We start from the raw sequence: 13,123 nt of genomic DNA, 5'->3' as shown, positions 1-13,123 counted from the left end.
TTTTTTCGTATTGAGGAGTTTAAAGTTCGATAATGTCCGTTTCGAGGCTCCTGAGATCGATAGTGAAGAGCCTTCCGTCGAGCGGCTCGCCGAATCCGGCGAGCAGTTTCAGCGCCTCCGAGGCCTCGAGGGCCCCGATAACGGCCGGGACGGCGCCGATGACGCCTGCCACGGTCTGCGGACGCCGGCAGAGCGCCTCGCGGTCGGGGTAGAGATCCGCATAGCGGCGCCCCCGCAGGTGGTTGAAGACGCCGACCTGCCCGTGGAAGGCCCCGATCGAGCCGTAGACCCACGGCCGCCCGCACGCCGCGCAGGCATCGTCGATCAGGTAGCGCGTCGTGAAGTTGTCGCAGCAGTCCACCACCAGGTCGAAAGCCGCGGCCAGCTCCCGGGCATTGGCTGCGGTCAGCCCCTCCGGGAAGCACTCGAAGCGCGTGTGCGACGAGAGGGCGGCGAGCCGTTCGGCGGCCGCCTGCGTTTTGGGCCGCCCCACGTCCTGCTCGGTGTAGAGCGTCTGCCGCTGGAGGTTGCTCTCCGAGACGACGTCGGGATCGGCCAGTCCGATGCGGCCCACCCCCGCGCCCGTCAGGCACGGGGCGGCGGCCGAGCCCAGACCGCCCAGCCCGACGATCAGCACCGAGGCCCCGGCGAGCCGCCGCTGTCCTTCGGTCCCGATCTCGGGGAGCATCGTCTGGCGTGCGTAGCGTGCGTCGTACATGGCCGTCAGTCGAAGATCTTGTCCCAGTCCTTCCACACCACCTCGTAGCCCGCACGGCGGATGTCGGCCTCGACCTCCGCGGGGGTGCGTTCGTCGCTCACGGCGAACTGCTCGAGCGACTGCGGGTAGGTGACGTACCCGCCCGGGTCGGTCTTCGAGCCGGCACTCATCGACGTGACGCCGAGCGTGGCCATGTGGTTGCGGAACGAGGCGCTCTCGCGCGTCGAGAACGAAATGTCCACGTCGTGGTCGAAGATGCGGAAGGCGAACGTGAGCTGTGCCAGTTCGCGGTCGCTCATCACCACGTTGGGCTGGAAATGGCCCTCCGAGGGACGCATGCGCGGGAAATTGACGCTGTAACGGGTCTTCCAGTAGTGCCGGCGCAGGTATTGCAGGTGCAGGGCCATCATCGTGACGTCGGTACGCCACTCCTCGAGGCCGATCAGCACGCCCATGCCGATCTTGTGCACGCCGGCCTGTCCCATGCGGTCGAAGCCGTTCACGCGCCACTCGAACTTCGATTTCATGCCCGCCGGGTGGTAGATGTTGTAGTTCTTGCGGTTGTAGGTCTCCTGGAAGCAGACCACGCCGTTGAGTCCGGCGTGCGTGAGCCGCTCGTACTCCTCGGCCGCAAGGGGCATCACCTCGATGGTGAGGTTGTTGAACCACGGACGGCAGATGCGCAGCGCCTGCTCGATGTAGTCCACACCGGCGGCCCGGGGGTTCTCGCCCGTCACGAGCAGCAGGTTCTCGAAGGGACCGAGCTCGCGGATGGCGCGGCATTCGGCCTCGATCTGCTCCGGGGTGAGAATCACGCGCGGGATGGCGTTGTGGCGGTTGAATCCGCAGTAGACGCACGAGTTGGTGCACGAGTTGGTGATGTACATCGGGATGTACATCGAGATGGTTTTGCCGAAGCGCTCCTGCGTGTACCTGCGGCTCAGGCGGGCCATCGGTTCGAGGTAGGCCGCGGCGGCCGGCGACACGAGCGCCATGAAGTCGTCGAGGGTCGGGTGCTCCTTGCCGAGCGCCGCCTCGACATCGGCCGGGCGTTTCGACGCGATGCGCCGCGATGTCTCCTCCCAGTCGTATTGTGCCAGTTCTTCCGAAAACATGATCTTCGTGCGTTTAGTCGAGGAACGAGGTGAGCGGGCTGCTGGCTTCGGCACACCGGGCCTGTGCCCCGAGCCCGGCTTCGAAGGCCTCGCGTCCGGCGACGACGGCACGGGCGAAGGCCTCGGCCATCCGCACCGGATCGCCGGCCACGGCGATCGCCGTATTGACCAGCACGGCGTCGGCGCCCAGCTCCATGGCTGCGGCGGCGTGCGACGGGGCGCCCAGTCCGGCATCGACCACCACCGGGACGTTGCTCTGCTCGATGATGATCTCCAGCAGGTCGCGCGTTACGAGCCCCTTGTTCGTGCCGATCGGTGCCGCGAGGGGCATGACCGTGGCGGCGCCGGCCTCCTCGAGCCGCTTGCACAGCACGGGGTCGGCCTGGATGTAAGGCAGCACGACGAAGCCCAGTCTGGCGAGCTCCTCGGTGGCGCGAAGCGTCTCGACGGGATCGGGCAGCAGGTACTTCGGGTCGGGGTGGATTTCGAGCTTGATGAAGTTCGTGCCGAAGGCCTCGCGGGCCAGCTGGGCGGCCAGTACGGCCTCCTCGGCATTGCGCACCCCGGAGGTGTTGGGCAGCAGCTGGATCTCGGGGCGGCGGACATGCGCGAGCATGTCGTCCTCGGGGTTCTCCATGTCGATGCGTTTCATCGCCACGGTGACCATTTCGGTGCCCGAGGCGGCGATCGCACGGGCCATCAGGTCGTTGGAGCTGAATTTACCCGTGCCTACGAAAAGACGCGAACGGAAGGTCCGTCCGCCGATTGTCAATTCCTTCATGGTTTGTATTTTTTGAGGATTTCGATGATTTTGCGGGTTTCGGCCGCCGGGTCGTCGGCGCGGAGCAGCGTCCCCGAGAGGGCGATGCCCGCGATGCCCGTGGCGAGCAGGGCGTCGATGTCGCCGGCCGTGATGCCGCCGATGGCCACGACCGGAAGCGCGATGCCGCACTCGCGGCACTGTGCGGCGATGCGGCGGTAGCCCTCGAGCCCGAGGATCGGGCTCAGGTTCCGTTTGGTCTCGGTGAAGCGGAAGGGGCCGAGGCCGATGTAGTCGGCACCCTCCGCGGCCGCACGGACGATGTCGTCGAAGGTGTTGGCCGTGGCGCCGATGATCTTCCCGGACCCCAGCAGGGCGCGGGCCTCGCGGGGCGGCATGTCGTTCTTGCCGAGGTGGACGCCGTCGGCCCCGAGTTCGGCAACCAGATGCACGCGGTCGTCGAGCAGGAACGTCGCGCCGTATGCGCGGCACAGTCGGCCCACCTCACGGCCTGTGCGCAGGAACTCGTCGTCCGCGGCCTCCTTCATGCGGAGCTGCACCCAGCGGCAGCCTCCTTCGAGCACGGCCCGCGTGCCGTCGATTTCGTCGCGGCGGTCGGTATGGTGTGTGATGAATTGCAGCATGGCTTCAGGGGATCGTTATAAGTTTTTGAATGCAATGATTTTGTCGATGGTCCGGTGCAGCGCTTCGGGTGAGGGCTGCTGCCAGATCGAACCCTGCAGGGCCGCGCCGCCGAATCCGTAGTCGCGCACGGCCGCAAGGCGGTCGGGCGTGATGCCGCCCAGGGCCAGCGTCCGGTCGCCAAGCAGCCCCCGGGCTGCGGCCGTGCGGAGCTCTTCCGCAGTGAAGGCCGCGCGGTAGCCGTTTTTCGAGATGCTGTCGAAGATCGGGCTGAGGAAGCGGTAGCCGCAGGTGGTGTCGGCCGCCAGCTCGTCGAGCGAGTGGCACGAGCGGCTGACGACGCCCCGGAAGCCCTCGGGCGGAAGGGGATTCCGGGCGTTCAGGTGCACGCCCCCGATGCCGTACCGTGTAGCAAGGCAATGCCCGTCGTGGAGCGACAGCCTCGGCCGCAATGGCTCGGAGATCGCTTCGAGGAGCGCACACAGCTCCTCCCGAGAAGCCTCCGGCTTGCGGATGTGGACCCGGTCGATGCCTGCGTCGAGCAGCAGCCGGATCGTCGCGGCCTCACGGGGCACGGCGTGCGGCGGGGTGATGACGACGATCCGCATCATCCTCCGCAGACGGCCCGGATGATGGTGACCTTGTCGGCCTCGTGCAGTGTGGCGGAGGCCCATTCGCTGCGGGGAACGACCCGGTTGTTCACGGCGACGGCGACTCCGTCGGCGGGGGTCCCGAGTGCGGCGAGCAACTCCGAAAGCGTTGCGCCGTCGCGTGCGACGACCGGCGTGCGATTGACAATTACTTCCATGCGATTACCGTAGTTATGCGGAGGAATGCTCCCGGCGGGAAACCGTTACGGTCTATGAACAAGTCCTTTCGGCGGTATTGACCGCATCAAGTTCATAGGGTATGATCTCAGCCGTTTCTCGCAGTCGGAAAGGCACCCCTCTTGTATCTTTACGGCAAAAATAAGAAAAAAAACGTTCGGATATGCACCCGGCGGCTATTTCTTCCTTCTCCGGCCGGCGTTTTTTGTCGGGCGGGGCCGGCACACAGTGACGCCGCAGCTTCCGGGGGATGGAAACTGCGGCGTCGTCCGAACGGTGTGTCGGGATCCGACCTCCGGTCGGGGAGGAGTTTAGTCCATCGGACAGTCGTCGGGCAATGCTGCCGGTTCCGGCTCTGCGGCCGGAGCCTCATCGGGAAGCACTACTCCTTCGGCCGAGAAGAGGACTGTCATCTCCGTTCCCTCCTGTTGGCGCAGCACGACCCGATAGGTCTTCGTGCCGCTCTCGTCTTCCTTCACTGCAGCCTCTTTGATCTCGGCCTCGGGGTAGTATTTCTCGACGGACATCGCCACGGCTCCGGGGAGCTCCTTTACATCGATCGGTTTGAAATCGGCGTCCTGCGCCGCGACTACCGTCGCCTGCGACGACATGTTGTTCCCTGCCCACACGGCGGTGCCCGAAGCTACGAGCATGGCCGCCACAAAAAATAACCTTTTCATAACACCAACATTTTAATGGTTAGACACCAGTTTTTTCTGCTTGAACTCATGAGTTGTTCTGCTTCGGAAAAGGTCAATTTGCCGGCCAAAACGGCAAGAGGAGTGTAACTTTCGGATTATAAGCCACATGTGGTGTCGTGCCAAAATGCCGTGATGCGGAGCGGATGCGTATATATTCCACACAGTTGTGGATGCGCACCACACCCGTCCCGCCCGGCGGATGGGTGTTGATGCAGCAGGAACGGCTCCGGCGGGCCCGATGCGGGCAAAAGGTAAAAATGGTAGAACGATCCGTAATCCGGATCATATCCGGAGCGGAAAAACGCCCTACCTTTGTATCGGGTTCAGAGGGAAATACCCGAGAGCCGGACGAAACGGAAAACCGAAGCATACACGAATGAGAACGACAACCTGCATGCTCATGCTGCTCCTGACCGCAGCGGCAACGACCGCGGGCATGCCCCGTGAGCGACAGAAACACGTAAAACATACCGATATGGAGACTCTGCAACTGACTGCCGAATGGGACAAGACCTTCCCGCAAAGCGACAAGGTCCTGCACACGAAAATCACCTTCCACAACCGCTACGGCATCACGCTGGCGGCCGACCTCTACAAACCCCGGGGAGCGACCGGCCGCCTGGCCGCCATCGCTGTCTGCGGCCCCTACGGCGCCGTGAAGGAGCAGGTGTCGGGTCTCTATGCCCAGACGCTTGCCGAACGGGGATTCCTGACGCTGGCCTTCGACCCGTCGTTCTGCGGCGAGAGCGGCGGCGAACCGCGCTGCCTCACCTCGCCCGAGATCAGCACCGACGACTTCAGTGCCGCGGTCGATTGCCTGCTCATGCGCGACGACGTCGATCCGGAGCGCATCGGCATCGTCGGCATCTGCGGCTGGGGCGGCTTCGCCCTCAATGCCGCGGCCAACGACCCCCGCATCCGCGCTACGGTGACCTCGACGATGTACGACATGAGCCGGGTGAATGCCCGCGGCTACTTCGACTCGATGTCCGACGAGGAGCGCTACCGGCTGCGCGTGCAGCTCAACGAGCAGCGCACGCGCGACTACCGCGCCGGGGATTATGCACGCGACGGCGGGGTGGTGGACCCGCTGCCCGACGACGCTCCGCTCTTCGTCCGCCAGTATCACGACTACTACAAGACCGCGCGCGGGTACCACCGCCGCTCACCCAACTCGAACGACGGGCTCAACCGGACCAATTCGCTCGCGTTCATCAACATGCCGATTCTCTCCTGTGCCGGTGAGATCCGCAGCGCCGTGCTGATGATCCACGGGGCGGAGGCCCATTCGCGCTACTTCAGCGAGGACGCCTTCAAATTGCTCCGTGGCGACAACAAGGAGCTGCAGATCATCCCCGGGGCTTGCCACGTCGATCTGTATGACAACCTGGAGGTGATTCCGTTCGACCGCATCGAACGCTTCTTCCGCAAGGTGTTCGACGGCCCGGCAGCCGAGTGATGCCGCATAAGACACTGCACACAAAAAAATATCGAACATGAAACGTACAATGATGATGCTTATGGGAATTGTTGGTTTGAATCTCGGTGCGGCGGCTCAACAGGCGCCGGAGCGCACCGGACTTTCGGACAAGAACGTCCTTGTCGCCTATTTCTCCTGTACCGGAACCACGGAGCGGGTGGCCCAGGCCATTGCCTCGGAGACCGGCGGAGACCTTTACCGAATCACACCCGCCAAGGCCTATACGCCTGCGGACCTCGACTGGAGAAACAACCGCAGCCGCAGCTCCGTGGAGATGCGCGACGAGGGTGCGCGACCCGAACTGGCCGGGAAACCGCTCGACGCAGGACGTTACGACGTGGTGTTCCTCGGTTATCCGATCTGGTGGGACCTCTGTCCTCGGGCGGTCAATACGTTCCTCGAACAGTACGACTTTGCGGGCAAGACCGTGATTCCGTTCGCTACTTCGGGCAGCAGCCCGATAACCAACAGCGCAAGGGAACTCCGGTCGCTCTATCCGAAGATCTCGTGGCGCGAGGGACGGCTGTTCAACGGCGGTGCGGGACAGGCCGGCAAGTGGGCCCGTCAGGCGATCGAGTAATCCGGTTTGCCACCCTTCCGCCGGGACCTCCGCAGCAGCCCGGCTCCGCGGCGGAAGGGGCTGGATGCGGGCCGGGATGTGTCCGCAGATTATGCCGCTGAACGGAGTTGCCGGGTAACCGCCTTCAGCGGCCGTGAGGAGCTGAAACTCCCGTTTCAGTTGCAGAGCCGCAGCAGCGTCTCGAGGAAGAGAATCGTGCTGCGGCTCGACTATGGCTACACCGACGAGTGCCGGCCCGAACACCGCAAGGCCGACAAACTGGTGGTCGGATGCCGTGCGGATATCCGGTCCGACGGAGGAGGGCTTGTTGTCGAATCCGATGCCAAACCGCCAAAACCAAAAAGATAACTCTTGCGCCTTTTTGTATTATTCCTCAAAAAAATGTATCTTTGGTGCGATAATATTGCTTGTTTGCGCATCCGTTACTGGCTGCCGGTATTCAGATAGCTTACAGGCAGATAGCCGATCCCTGATCGGTCGATATACATCCGGCAGCCATTTTTACCGTCCGACGAGGCCATGGCATAAAAAACCCGCACACCCCGAAGGATGTACGGGCCGGAACCGGTTATAGCTTACAGGCAGATAACCTTCCTGAATCGGTCTGTTCAAACATATTCTGTCAGAGGTTATTCTACCTCATCCATATTGATTTCATAGCCGGACGATACGAAGGTCCAGTCCTGGGGACGATTACCGTTCGTGCAGGTAACGTTGGTCTCTCCCCATGCACCGTCAGCAATGGCCTTGAACAGGTTTAACGGATCGGAGTCATTCCTGGTACGCAAGTTGAAGTGCATGATTGAACCATAACCGGCTTCAGCTAATTCATAGGCATAATCACCATAAACTGTTACACTGCCGATAGAGCCCAGATTGATTGACAATGGAGCAAAATGATCCTTGGTTACGCCGGAAATACCGATGTTGGTGCTGTAACCAAAGTTTGCATATGCATGGTCAATCAAGGCTCCTGCCTGAGCGTTAATAGTGTTGTAATAGCCCCATTGGAATACCGTGATGAGCTTGTCTGCCGGCATCAACTCGCGGAGTTTGATAATGATTTGGCTGAAGGAGGTTGAATTGGTCGATGGATAGTTTGCATACTCATCGTCGAATCCGATACCGTCCAGACCGTATTTCTCCACGGCGTAGGCCAGTATCTTGGCAAACTGTGTGGTCTGCGTGTCGTTCATGTTGGCGACACCGATTCCCTGCCAGTCACCCAATACGGTCAGCAACACCTTGATGCCCATATCCTGAAGCGGCTTTACATAGGTCAGATAACCATCGTTTTCCAACAGGTTGGTCATCTTGTCGTTCAGATAGAGCGTCGGCTCTACCACGCCGTTTACCGTCCGCTTGTGGATATTCGAGGCAAAAAGTTCCACAATGTCTGCATAAGGCGTTCCGTCGGGAAGTTTGTAGTCTCCTGCATTAAGCGGGTTTACGTCGTTGGTCTCGACATAGATCGTGACCGTCGGAGTCTTATCTCCATAAGCTCGCGTTTTAAGAGCCGATTCCTGACCTTTGTCAATCATCGGTTCATCGGCCTGCTGGCACGAGAACAACATGCTGGCGCCCATTACGAAGGCAACCATGAGTTTAAAAGACTTTTTCATATTCAACACAGGTTAGTAATGAATAAATGTTGTTTGTTGCTCTTGTTTGAGAGCTGAAAAATTTGAATATGCAGAATCGACCGATTTTATTGCCAATCCTTTTTCCATTTACCGTATCCGCCTATGCCATTAGGCAATAGGCCTAATCTATAGTTATCAAATGTATAACTATACCCGCTTCTACTGCCAAGTATGTAGCGATTCTCTGCATCCATATAAGTGCAACACAACGCGAACTGCACATCCCAAACTGTTTCATAATTGTCTTGTAAATTAGTACGCAAATCATCGAAAACAATAATGTTGTTGGACTTATAGTTCGGAACCCAGTCAATGAGGAATTCACACGCCGTCTCCAATTCAATTGAATTGGCAGGATAAATGGGGAAATTAATACATCCGTATCGCTCCTTGGGCATGTTGGCAATTGGCTTCTGAGTATAGGAGGAAATGTATTCCAATCCATCGTTCCACGGATCAAGCAATTGCGGGGCTTCACTGTTGCTGTTATATCCGGACCATGCATAATCAAGGTAGTCTCCAACCGCAATACCTCCCGTGGCCTCCGTATCCCAAAAACTTTCGGTAGGTTCTTCGTATACGGTCAGTGTCAGCAATTTTTCCGAGCCGAGTGATTCACGCATTGCTTTGATCAGTTTGGGATATGAGGTGGTATTGACAGCTGGCATTCCCTCTTTTCCGTAACCGGCATTGCGGTCCCAAAGGTTGATGCCGTCAAGTTCATAGTTCTCGATCACGGCCTTGACCTGTGCTACAAAATCGGCAATCTGCTCGTCCGTGAGATTACAGAATCCAAGCCCGGAACCTCCACCTTCCAGACTGATGCATACTTTGCTGCCGTGTTCCTGTAGTGGACGGATGTATTTTACAGTATGATCAAGAACATAGCGCATGTCATTTCCAAGGTTTAACAGTGCACGGCCTGTAGCTGCATCATAATCAAGAACTACGGTTCGCAAATTGATGATATTCCCTACGGCATCGTACCAGGCTACAGTTGTCCCTCGGGCCAGTTTTTTACGCATGATATAATCTTGCGCCAATAAGGGCTGATAGTCGTTCGTGTTGATATAAAACACGAAAAACAGGTCATGGCCATCGTGCAGCGCATATTCATCGGTATATGGTTGGCGGACCGTAACATTATAGTACAGAGTCTTGCTGTCATCGGGAGAATCTTTTTCAGCAACAGTGAGCGGTAATATGTATTCTCCGGCAGCAAGTCCTGTCGCTGTAAACCTGATACGCTTCAATGCTGAACATTGAGTCTCCGGTGAGAGGTCCATTGTGTTACCATCAAGAAATTCGTAATTGGCTTCCGGCAGCAACTCCCGTTCAATTTCGTCGTTGGGAGTATAACTGTCCAAAAGTGCCGCATTGACCCATGCATCAATCGATAGCTTGTCGGAAGCAGGCTTTGTCTGTTGGAAATAAAAATTTCTTACAACAAAACCATTGCCGCCTTCGGTTAATAGCACATCTATCGTTCTGTCCGCCGCACTGCTGCTCCGCAACATTCCGTATGTGGTTTCGAGCGGTTCCCTGTCGGGCAGTTTGCCGCCTTCGCGTTCCACGGTGTCGGCATCGCAGGCCGTAAGGCCCGCGAATACCGCCGTGCAGAGAAGCGTCACCATCCCATTCTGTATGTTGAATATCGTTTTCATAGTCACTCGTTGTTTTCGTTAAGTTTCGGAATCTCGATGCCCTGCGGCCAGATGATATCGTATTTGGCCACTCCGTCGTTGTGATACATCGAATAGTCCTTGACCGTGTTGCCCGAGGCTTCGTTGCATTTCCAGTAGCCCAGAAGTGTCGGGTCGTCCTGCGGGTCCTTGATCTCATACATGTTCTCCCAGATCTGTTCGGGGGTACGCGCTACGGACCACACGCGGGCTTCGGCGATCTTGCCGTTCAGCGGACGGTAGTCGTCGTACGAACGGCCGAGGAAGAACTGGTAGGCTTCACCCAGTTTGTTGTAGCCCGTGTCGTCGGTCTCATACTGCGGCTTCTGGTCGTCGGGAGCCGTATTCCACAGATCGTAAAGGGCCCGCATGGCCAGGTTGATCTGGGTCTTCTGGCTCTGCGCCGAAATGCCGACGCCGGTAGCCTCGCTCTGGATCTGCCCATCGACGTAGATGCGCGCCGTGCGCGTTGCCTGGTCGTAGGTGCAGGCCACGTGGTACCAGCGGCCCTTCTCGAGATTCTTCGTCGCATCGCGCCCCGGAATCTTGCCAAACTGCGAGCCGTTGCCCGAGCCGTCGAACTGCAGCTGCTGGCGCTCGAAATTCGTATCGCCGATACGCAGCAGCAGGTATTGCTCGACGCCCATGATCGAGGAGATGTTCACCGGATTGCCCGAAGCGTTGCTTGTGGCGAAGTCGTCGATGTAGATCAGTGCCTCGTAGGTCATGGCCGTAAGGCCGTTCCAGGCCTTGCTGTTCTCGCCGTACTTGTCAAGGGTCGGGAACTCGATCCAGTTGTCGGTAAGCTGCGCCGCGACGGTGATGGCCGACGAGCGCTTCACGACAAAATAGGCCACATCCGAGCCGGCGAGCACATCCATCGAAGCGTGGCTGATGCGCACGGGAACCAGATAGGTCTGGTCGATGGGAAGGGCGCCGGACTGCTCCTCTCCCTGGCCCATGAGCTCCTTGAGCTGCAGGGTCACGACCATGAGGTCCTTGAGCTGGAGGGTCACGATGGCGGAAGAGCTCTTCCCGGCGGGAATCGTGACATTGTCGGCCGACAACTCGTAGTATTGGGCGTCGAGCATCGGCCAGTCGGTTCCGTAGCGGGCATTGTAGGTGCCGACAAGCGACGGATCGACCGAGAGCGATACCGTGACGTCCTGTCCGGCGGGATAGGTCAGCATGGCCTGCATCGTGCATTCGTAGGTCGGGAGGTTGTTGCTGAAGGTCGTGAGCCGGACTTCGTCCGTTTCGGCGACGTCGAGGTAGACGACATTGTCGAATTTCCGGTCGTCGGCATCGTAGTTGTCGCAGGCTGACAGGGCTGCGACGGCGGCGACGGCCGTAATCAGATATTTTCCGTATTCTTTCATGGCGTTCGTTATTTAGCGGGATTCAACGTCTGGATCGCCGTGCGGATGGTCTGGTAGTTCATCTCCGCATGGTAGTAGTCTTCGGAGATGTTGTATGCAGCCAGACCGCCCACCGGGCCGAACTCGACGACGCGGCGCGCCATCTCTTCGACGGCCGCAAACTCCGTGCGCTCCTCGTCGAACAGGGGGGCGCTGATTTCGGCCGAAAGCAGCAGCTTTTCGGGTGCAATGCCGGCATATCCCGTGGCGTTCAGGATCTGCAGTTTCACCTCCTGGACATTTTCGATCTTCTCGGTGTCGAGTGCGATGTAGTCGATCCTGGCCCGGTCGTCGGCGGCCAGCGACAGCGGGCTGCCTTCGAAGACGATGATCTGTCCTTCGGATTTTGCCGCCGAAAGTTTTTCGACAATCCGGGCCGTGGCTTCCGCAGCCAGCGGGTCGGTCGTGAACGAGTATCCATTCATGCCGTTGGCCGCTACGGCGGCAATAACCCGCTCCAGATAGGCGTCGAGCGCCTGGGGGTCGGCAAACTCGGACTTCCGTGCGGCGTAGTCGATCTGATAGAGCACCCGGGTCCCCTTTTCATGCATCACGGCCATGTCTTCCGCATCGAACTCCGAGAAGTTGTCGGCGTTCGTGAGCGTCACGATGTCGAGCGAATCGGGAAGGCAGCGCATGAAATCCTGTTCGCTCGAGGACTTCTCGGGCGAGTTGTGCAGCCGGGCGTAAACGATAAAGTGCTCGGACTGCTTGTAGGCTCTCAGTGCCGCGGTATATTCGGCCCAGAGTTCGGGGTCCTGTTCCCACGGCTTGTTTACTTGATTCTCCACGGTCTCCATCTCCGTCCAGTCGCTGCATGCCGTGAGGGCTGCGGCCGCAACGCCCAACAGCAGGAGACGTATCGTCAGTTTCGGTTTCATGTTCATGACAATTACTTGTTATACGGTTTGCAATCCCACCATACGCGGGTACCCATGACGTCGCCCGTGCGGTCGCCGTTCTGCTGCTCCGCGTCGAGCGTCTGGATTGCGGTCTGGAGGTTGGTGTTGTTCTGCTGGTACTCCTCGACGGGGTAGGGCAGACGGCGTGCGCCCTGTTCCACATTGACCGATCCTCCCGACTTGTCGGTGGGAACGGGCAACAGCTTCGGGTAGCCCGTGCGGCGGTGTTCGGACCACGCCTCCACGCCCAGCGGGAAGATGGCGATCCACTTCTGCGTGATGATCCGCTCGAGATTGCGCTCCCATACGGCTTCCGCATCGCCGGCGTCCGATGCCGTCTCCCACGGAACGGTAATTTCGCTGCGGGCCGATGCGCTGTAGTTGCCCAACGGGTCGGTATAGGGCGCCGGCTTTTTGCTGGCGTCCGCCAGGTAGGCCTCCGCCCCCGAAGCGCCGCGCTCCTCGAACGACAGCTGAACGGCCTGCTCGTAGAGCGTCCTCGCCGTCTCTTCGGATCCCCAGCGCAGTTCGTATTCGGCGCGCAGGAACGTGGCCTCCGCGGCGTTGAACCACAGGTAGGGGGTCGTCGATTCGACGATCATGTTCGAATACTTGGCCATGGCCGTCGATTTGCCCGGCACGTCGCTGGCGCTGC

The 13,123-nt window shown here is 59.5% G+C and carries 14 protein-coding genes and 1 riboswitch; of the genes, 2 read left to right on the top strand and 12 right to left on the bottom strand.

Annotation, left to right across the window (positions count from 1 at the left end; translation table 11 throughout):
• Positions 1 to 19 precede the first annotated feature (19 nt).
• The 7 genes from QZL63_RS02895 to QZL63_RS02865 all read right to left on the bottom strand — a co-directional run bounded on the left by QZL63_RS02895 (position 20) and on the right by QZL63_RS02865 (position 4,742).
• On the bottom strand, positions 20 to 718 hold the full coding sequence (locus QZL63_RS02895; RefSeq protein WP_022307832.1) for a HesA/MoeB/ThiF family protein: 699 nt from the start codon (positions 716 to 718) through the stop codon (positions 20 to 22).
• A 5-nt stretch (positions 719 to 723) separates the two neighbouring features.
• Entirely contained in the window at positions 724 to 1,833 is a 1,110-nt protein-coding gene (thiH, locus tag QZL63_RS02890; protein ID WP_022307831.1) for a 2-iminoacetate synthase ThiH, read from the bottom strand.
• 13 nt (positions 1,834 to 1,846) lie between these two features.
• Positions 1,847 to 2,614: a thiazole synthase gene (locus QZL63_RS02885; RefSeq protein ID WP_022307830.1), complete on the bottom strand. Its 768-nt coding sequence runs from the start codon at positions 2,612 to 2,614 to the stop codon at positions 1,847 to 1,849.
• The gene (locus tag QZL63_RS02880) at positions 2,611 to 3,237 is read right to left on the bottom strand and encodes a thiamine phosphate synthase (protein WP_022307829.1); all 627 of its coding nucleotides are present in this window, start codon (positions 3,235 to 3,237) and stop codon (positions 2,611 to 2,613) included. The genes QZL63_RS02885 and QZL63_RS02880 overlap by 4 nt, the downstream gene beginning before the upstream one ends.
• Positions 3,238 to 3,252: 15 nt before the next feature.
• Positions 3,253 to 3,846: a thiamine phosphate synthase gene (locus QZL63_RS02875; RefSeq protein WP_022307828.1), complete on the bottom strand. Its 594-nt coding sequence runs from the start codon at positions 3,844 to 3,846 to the stop codon at positions 3,253 to 3,255.
• The gene (thiS, locus tag QZL63_RS02870) at positions 3,843 to 4,043 is read right to left on the bottom strand and encodes a sulfur carrier protein ThiS (protein ID WP_022307827.1); all 201 of its coding nucleotides are present in this window, start codon (positions 4,041 to 4,043) and stop codon (positions 3,843 to 3,845) included. Before thiS ends, QZL63_RS02875 begins: the two co-directional genes overlap by 4 nt.
• A 46-nt stretch (positions 4,044 to 4,089) precedes the next feature.
• A riboswitch (TPP riboswitch) is annotated at positions 4,090 to 4,193 on the bottom strand.
• Positions 4,194 to 4,373: 180 nt separating this feature from the next.
• The gene (locus QZL63_RS02865; protein ID WP_022307826.1) at positions 4,374 to 4,742 is read right to left on the bottom strand and encodes a hypothetical protein; all 369 of its coding nucleotides are present in this window, start codon (positions 4,740 to 4,742) and stop codon (positions 4,374 to 4,376) included.
• A 457-nt stretch (positions 4,743 to 5,199) separates the two neighbouring features.
• Here QZL63_RS02865 and QZL63_RS02860 point away from each other — a divergent pair, with 457 nt between their 5' ends.
• Together QZL63_RS02860 and QZL63_RS02855 are read left to right on the top strand one after the other, a co-directional pair.
• Positions 5,200 to 6,222, top strand: coding sequence for an alpha/beta hydrolase (locus QZL63_RS02860; protein ID WP_290585819.1), 1,023 nt, complete (start codon positions 5,200 to 5,202; stop codon positions 6,220 to 6,222).
• 61 nt (positions 6,223 to 6,283) lie between these two features.
• Positions 6,284 to 6,823 (top strand): flavodoxin, encoded by a 540-nt coding sequence (locus QZL63_RS02855; protein WP_418684166.1) that lies wholly within the window; start codon positions 6,284 to 6,286, stop codon positions 6,821 to 6,823.
• A 629-nt stretch (positions 6,824 to 7,452) separates the two neighbouring features.
• Here QZL63_RS02855 and QZL63_RS02850 read toward each other — a convergent pair.
• The 5 genes from QZL63_RS02850 to QZL63_RS02830 all read right to left on the bottom strand — a co-directional run.
• Positions 7,453 to 8,445 carry a glycosyl hydrolase family 18 protein gene (locus QZL63_RS02850; RefSeq protein WP_290585798.1) on the bottom strand — a complete coding sequence of 331 codons (993 nt, stop codon included), beginning with the start codon at positions 8,443 to 8,445 and terminating at the stop codon, positions 7,453 to 7,455.
• Between the two features lie 86 nt (positions 8,446 to 8,531).
• Entirely contained in the window at positions 8,532 to 10,130 is a 1,599-nt protein-coding gene (locus tag QZL63_RS02845; RefSeq protein WP_022307822.1) for a BT_3987 domain-containing protein, read from the bottom strand.
• Positions 10,131 to 10,132: 2 nt separating this feature from the next.
• Positions 10,133 to 11,527 carry a DUF1735 and LamG domain-containing protein gene (locus tag QZL63_RS02840; RefSeq protein ID WP_022307821.1) on the bottom strand — a complete coding sequence of 465 codons (1,395 nt, stop codon included), beginning with the start codon at positions 11,525 to 11,527 and terminating at the stop codon, positions 10,133 to 10,135.
• 8 nt (positions 11,528 to 11,535) lie between these two features.
• Positions 11,536 to 12,447 (bottom strand): glycoside hydrolase family 18, encoded by a 912-nt coding sequence (locus tag QZL63_RS02835; protein WP_022307820.1) that lies wholly within the window; start codon positions 12,445 to 12,447, stop codon positions 11,536 to 11,538.
• An 11-nt stretch (positions 12,448 to 12,458) separates the two neighbouring features.
• Positions 12,459 to 13,123, bottom strand: a 665-nt coding sequence (locus tag QZL63_RS02830; RefSeq protein ID WP_290585790.1) for a SusD/RagB family nutrient-binding outer membrane lipoprotein, incomplete at its 5' end; no start/stop codon positions are given.

This window comes from Alistipes sp. CAG:268 (assembly GCA_000434235.1).
Lineage (GTDB): Bacteria > Bacteroidota > Bacteroidia > Bacteroidales > Rikenellaceae > Alistipes > Alistipes avistercoris.
This window is presented reverse-complemented; position numbering and strand designations above follow the sequence as displayed.

Bases quoted from the DNA above. Each gene is read 5' to 3' on its own strand.
- QZL63_RS02855 (WP_418684166.1), top strand. From the start codon at position 6,284: ATGGGAATTGTTGGTTTGAATCTCGGTGCGGCGGCTCAACAGGCGCCG.
- QZL63_RS02865 (WP_022307826.1), bottom strand. From the start codon at position 4,742: ATGAAAAGGTTATTTTTTGTGGCGGCCATGCTCGTAGCTTCGGGCACC.
- QZL63_RS02835 (WP_022307820.1), bottom strand. From the start codon at position 12,447: ATGAAACCGAAACTGACGATACGTCTCCTGCTGTTGGGCGTTGCGGCC.
- thiH (WP_022307831.1), bottom strand. From the start codon at position 1,833: ATGTTTTCGGAAGAACTGGCACAATACGACTGGGAGGAGACATCGCGG.
- QZL63_RS02895 (WP_022307832.1), bottom strand. From the start codon at position 718: ATGTACGACGCACGCTACGCACGCCAGACGATGCTCCCCGAGATCGGG.
- QZL63_RS02845 (WP_022307822.1), bottom strand. From the start codon at position 10,130: ATGAAAACGATATTCAACATACAGAATGGGATGGTGACGCTTCTCTGC.
- QZL63_RS02880 (WP_022307829.1), bottom strand. From the start codon at position 3,237: ATGCTGCAATTCATCACACACCATACCGACCGCCGCGACGAAATCGAC.
- QZL63_RS02860 (WP_290585819.1), top strand. From the start codon at position 5,200: ATGCCCCGTGAGCGACAGAAACACGTAAAACATACCGATATGGAGACT.
- thiS (WP_022307827.1), bottom strand. From the start codon at position 4,043: ATGGAAGTAATTGTCAATCGCACGCCGGTCGTCGCACGCGACGGCGCA.
- QZL63_RS02875 (WP_022307828.1), bottom strand. From the start codon at position 3,846: ATGATGCGGATCGTCGTCATCACCCCGCCGCACGCCGTGCCCCGTGAG.
- QZL63_RS02850 (WP_290585798.1), bottom strand. From the start codon at position 8,445: ATGAAAAAGTCTTTTAAACTCATGGTTGCCTTCGTAATGGGCGCCAGC.
- QZL63_RS02885 (WP_022307830.1), bottom strand. From the start codon at position 2,614: ATGAAGGAATTGACAATCGGCGGACGGACCTTCCGTTCGCGTCTTTTC.
- QZL63_RS02840 (WP_022307821.1), bottom strand. From the start codon at position 11,527: ATGAAAGAATACGGAAAATATCTGATTACGGCCGTCGCCGCCGTCGCA.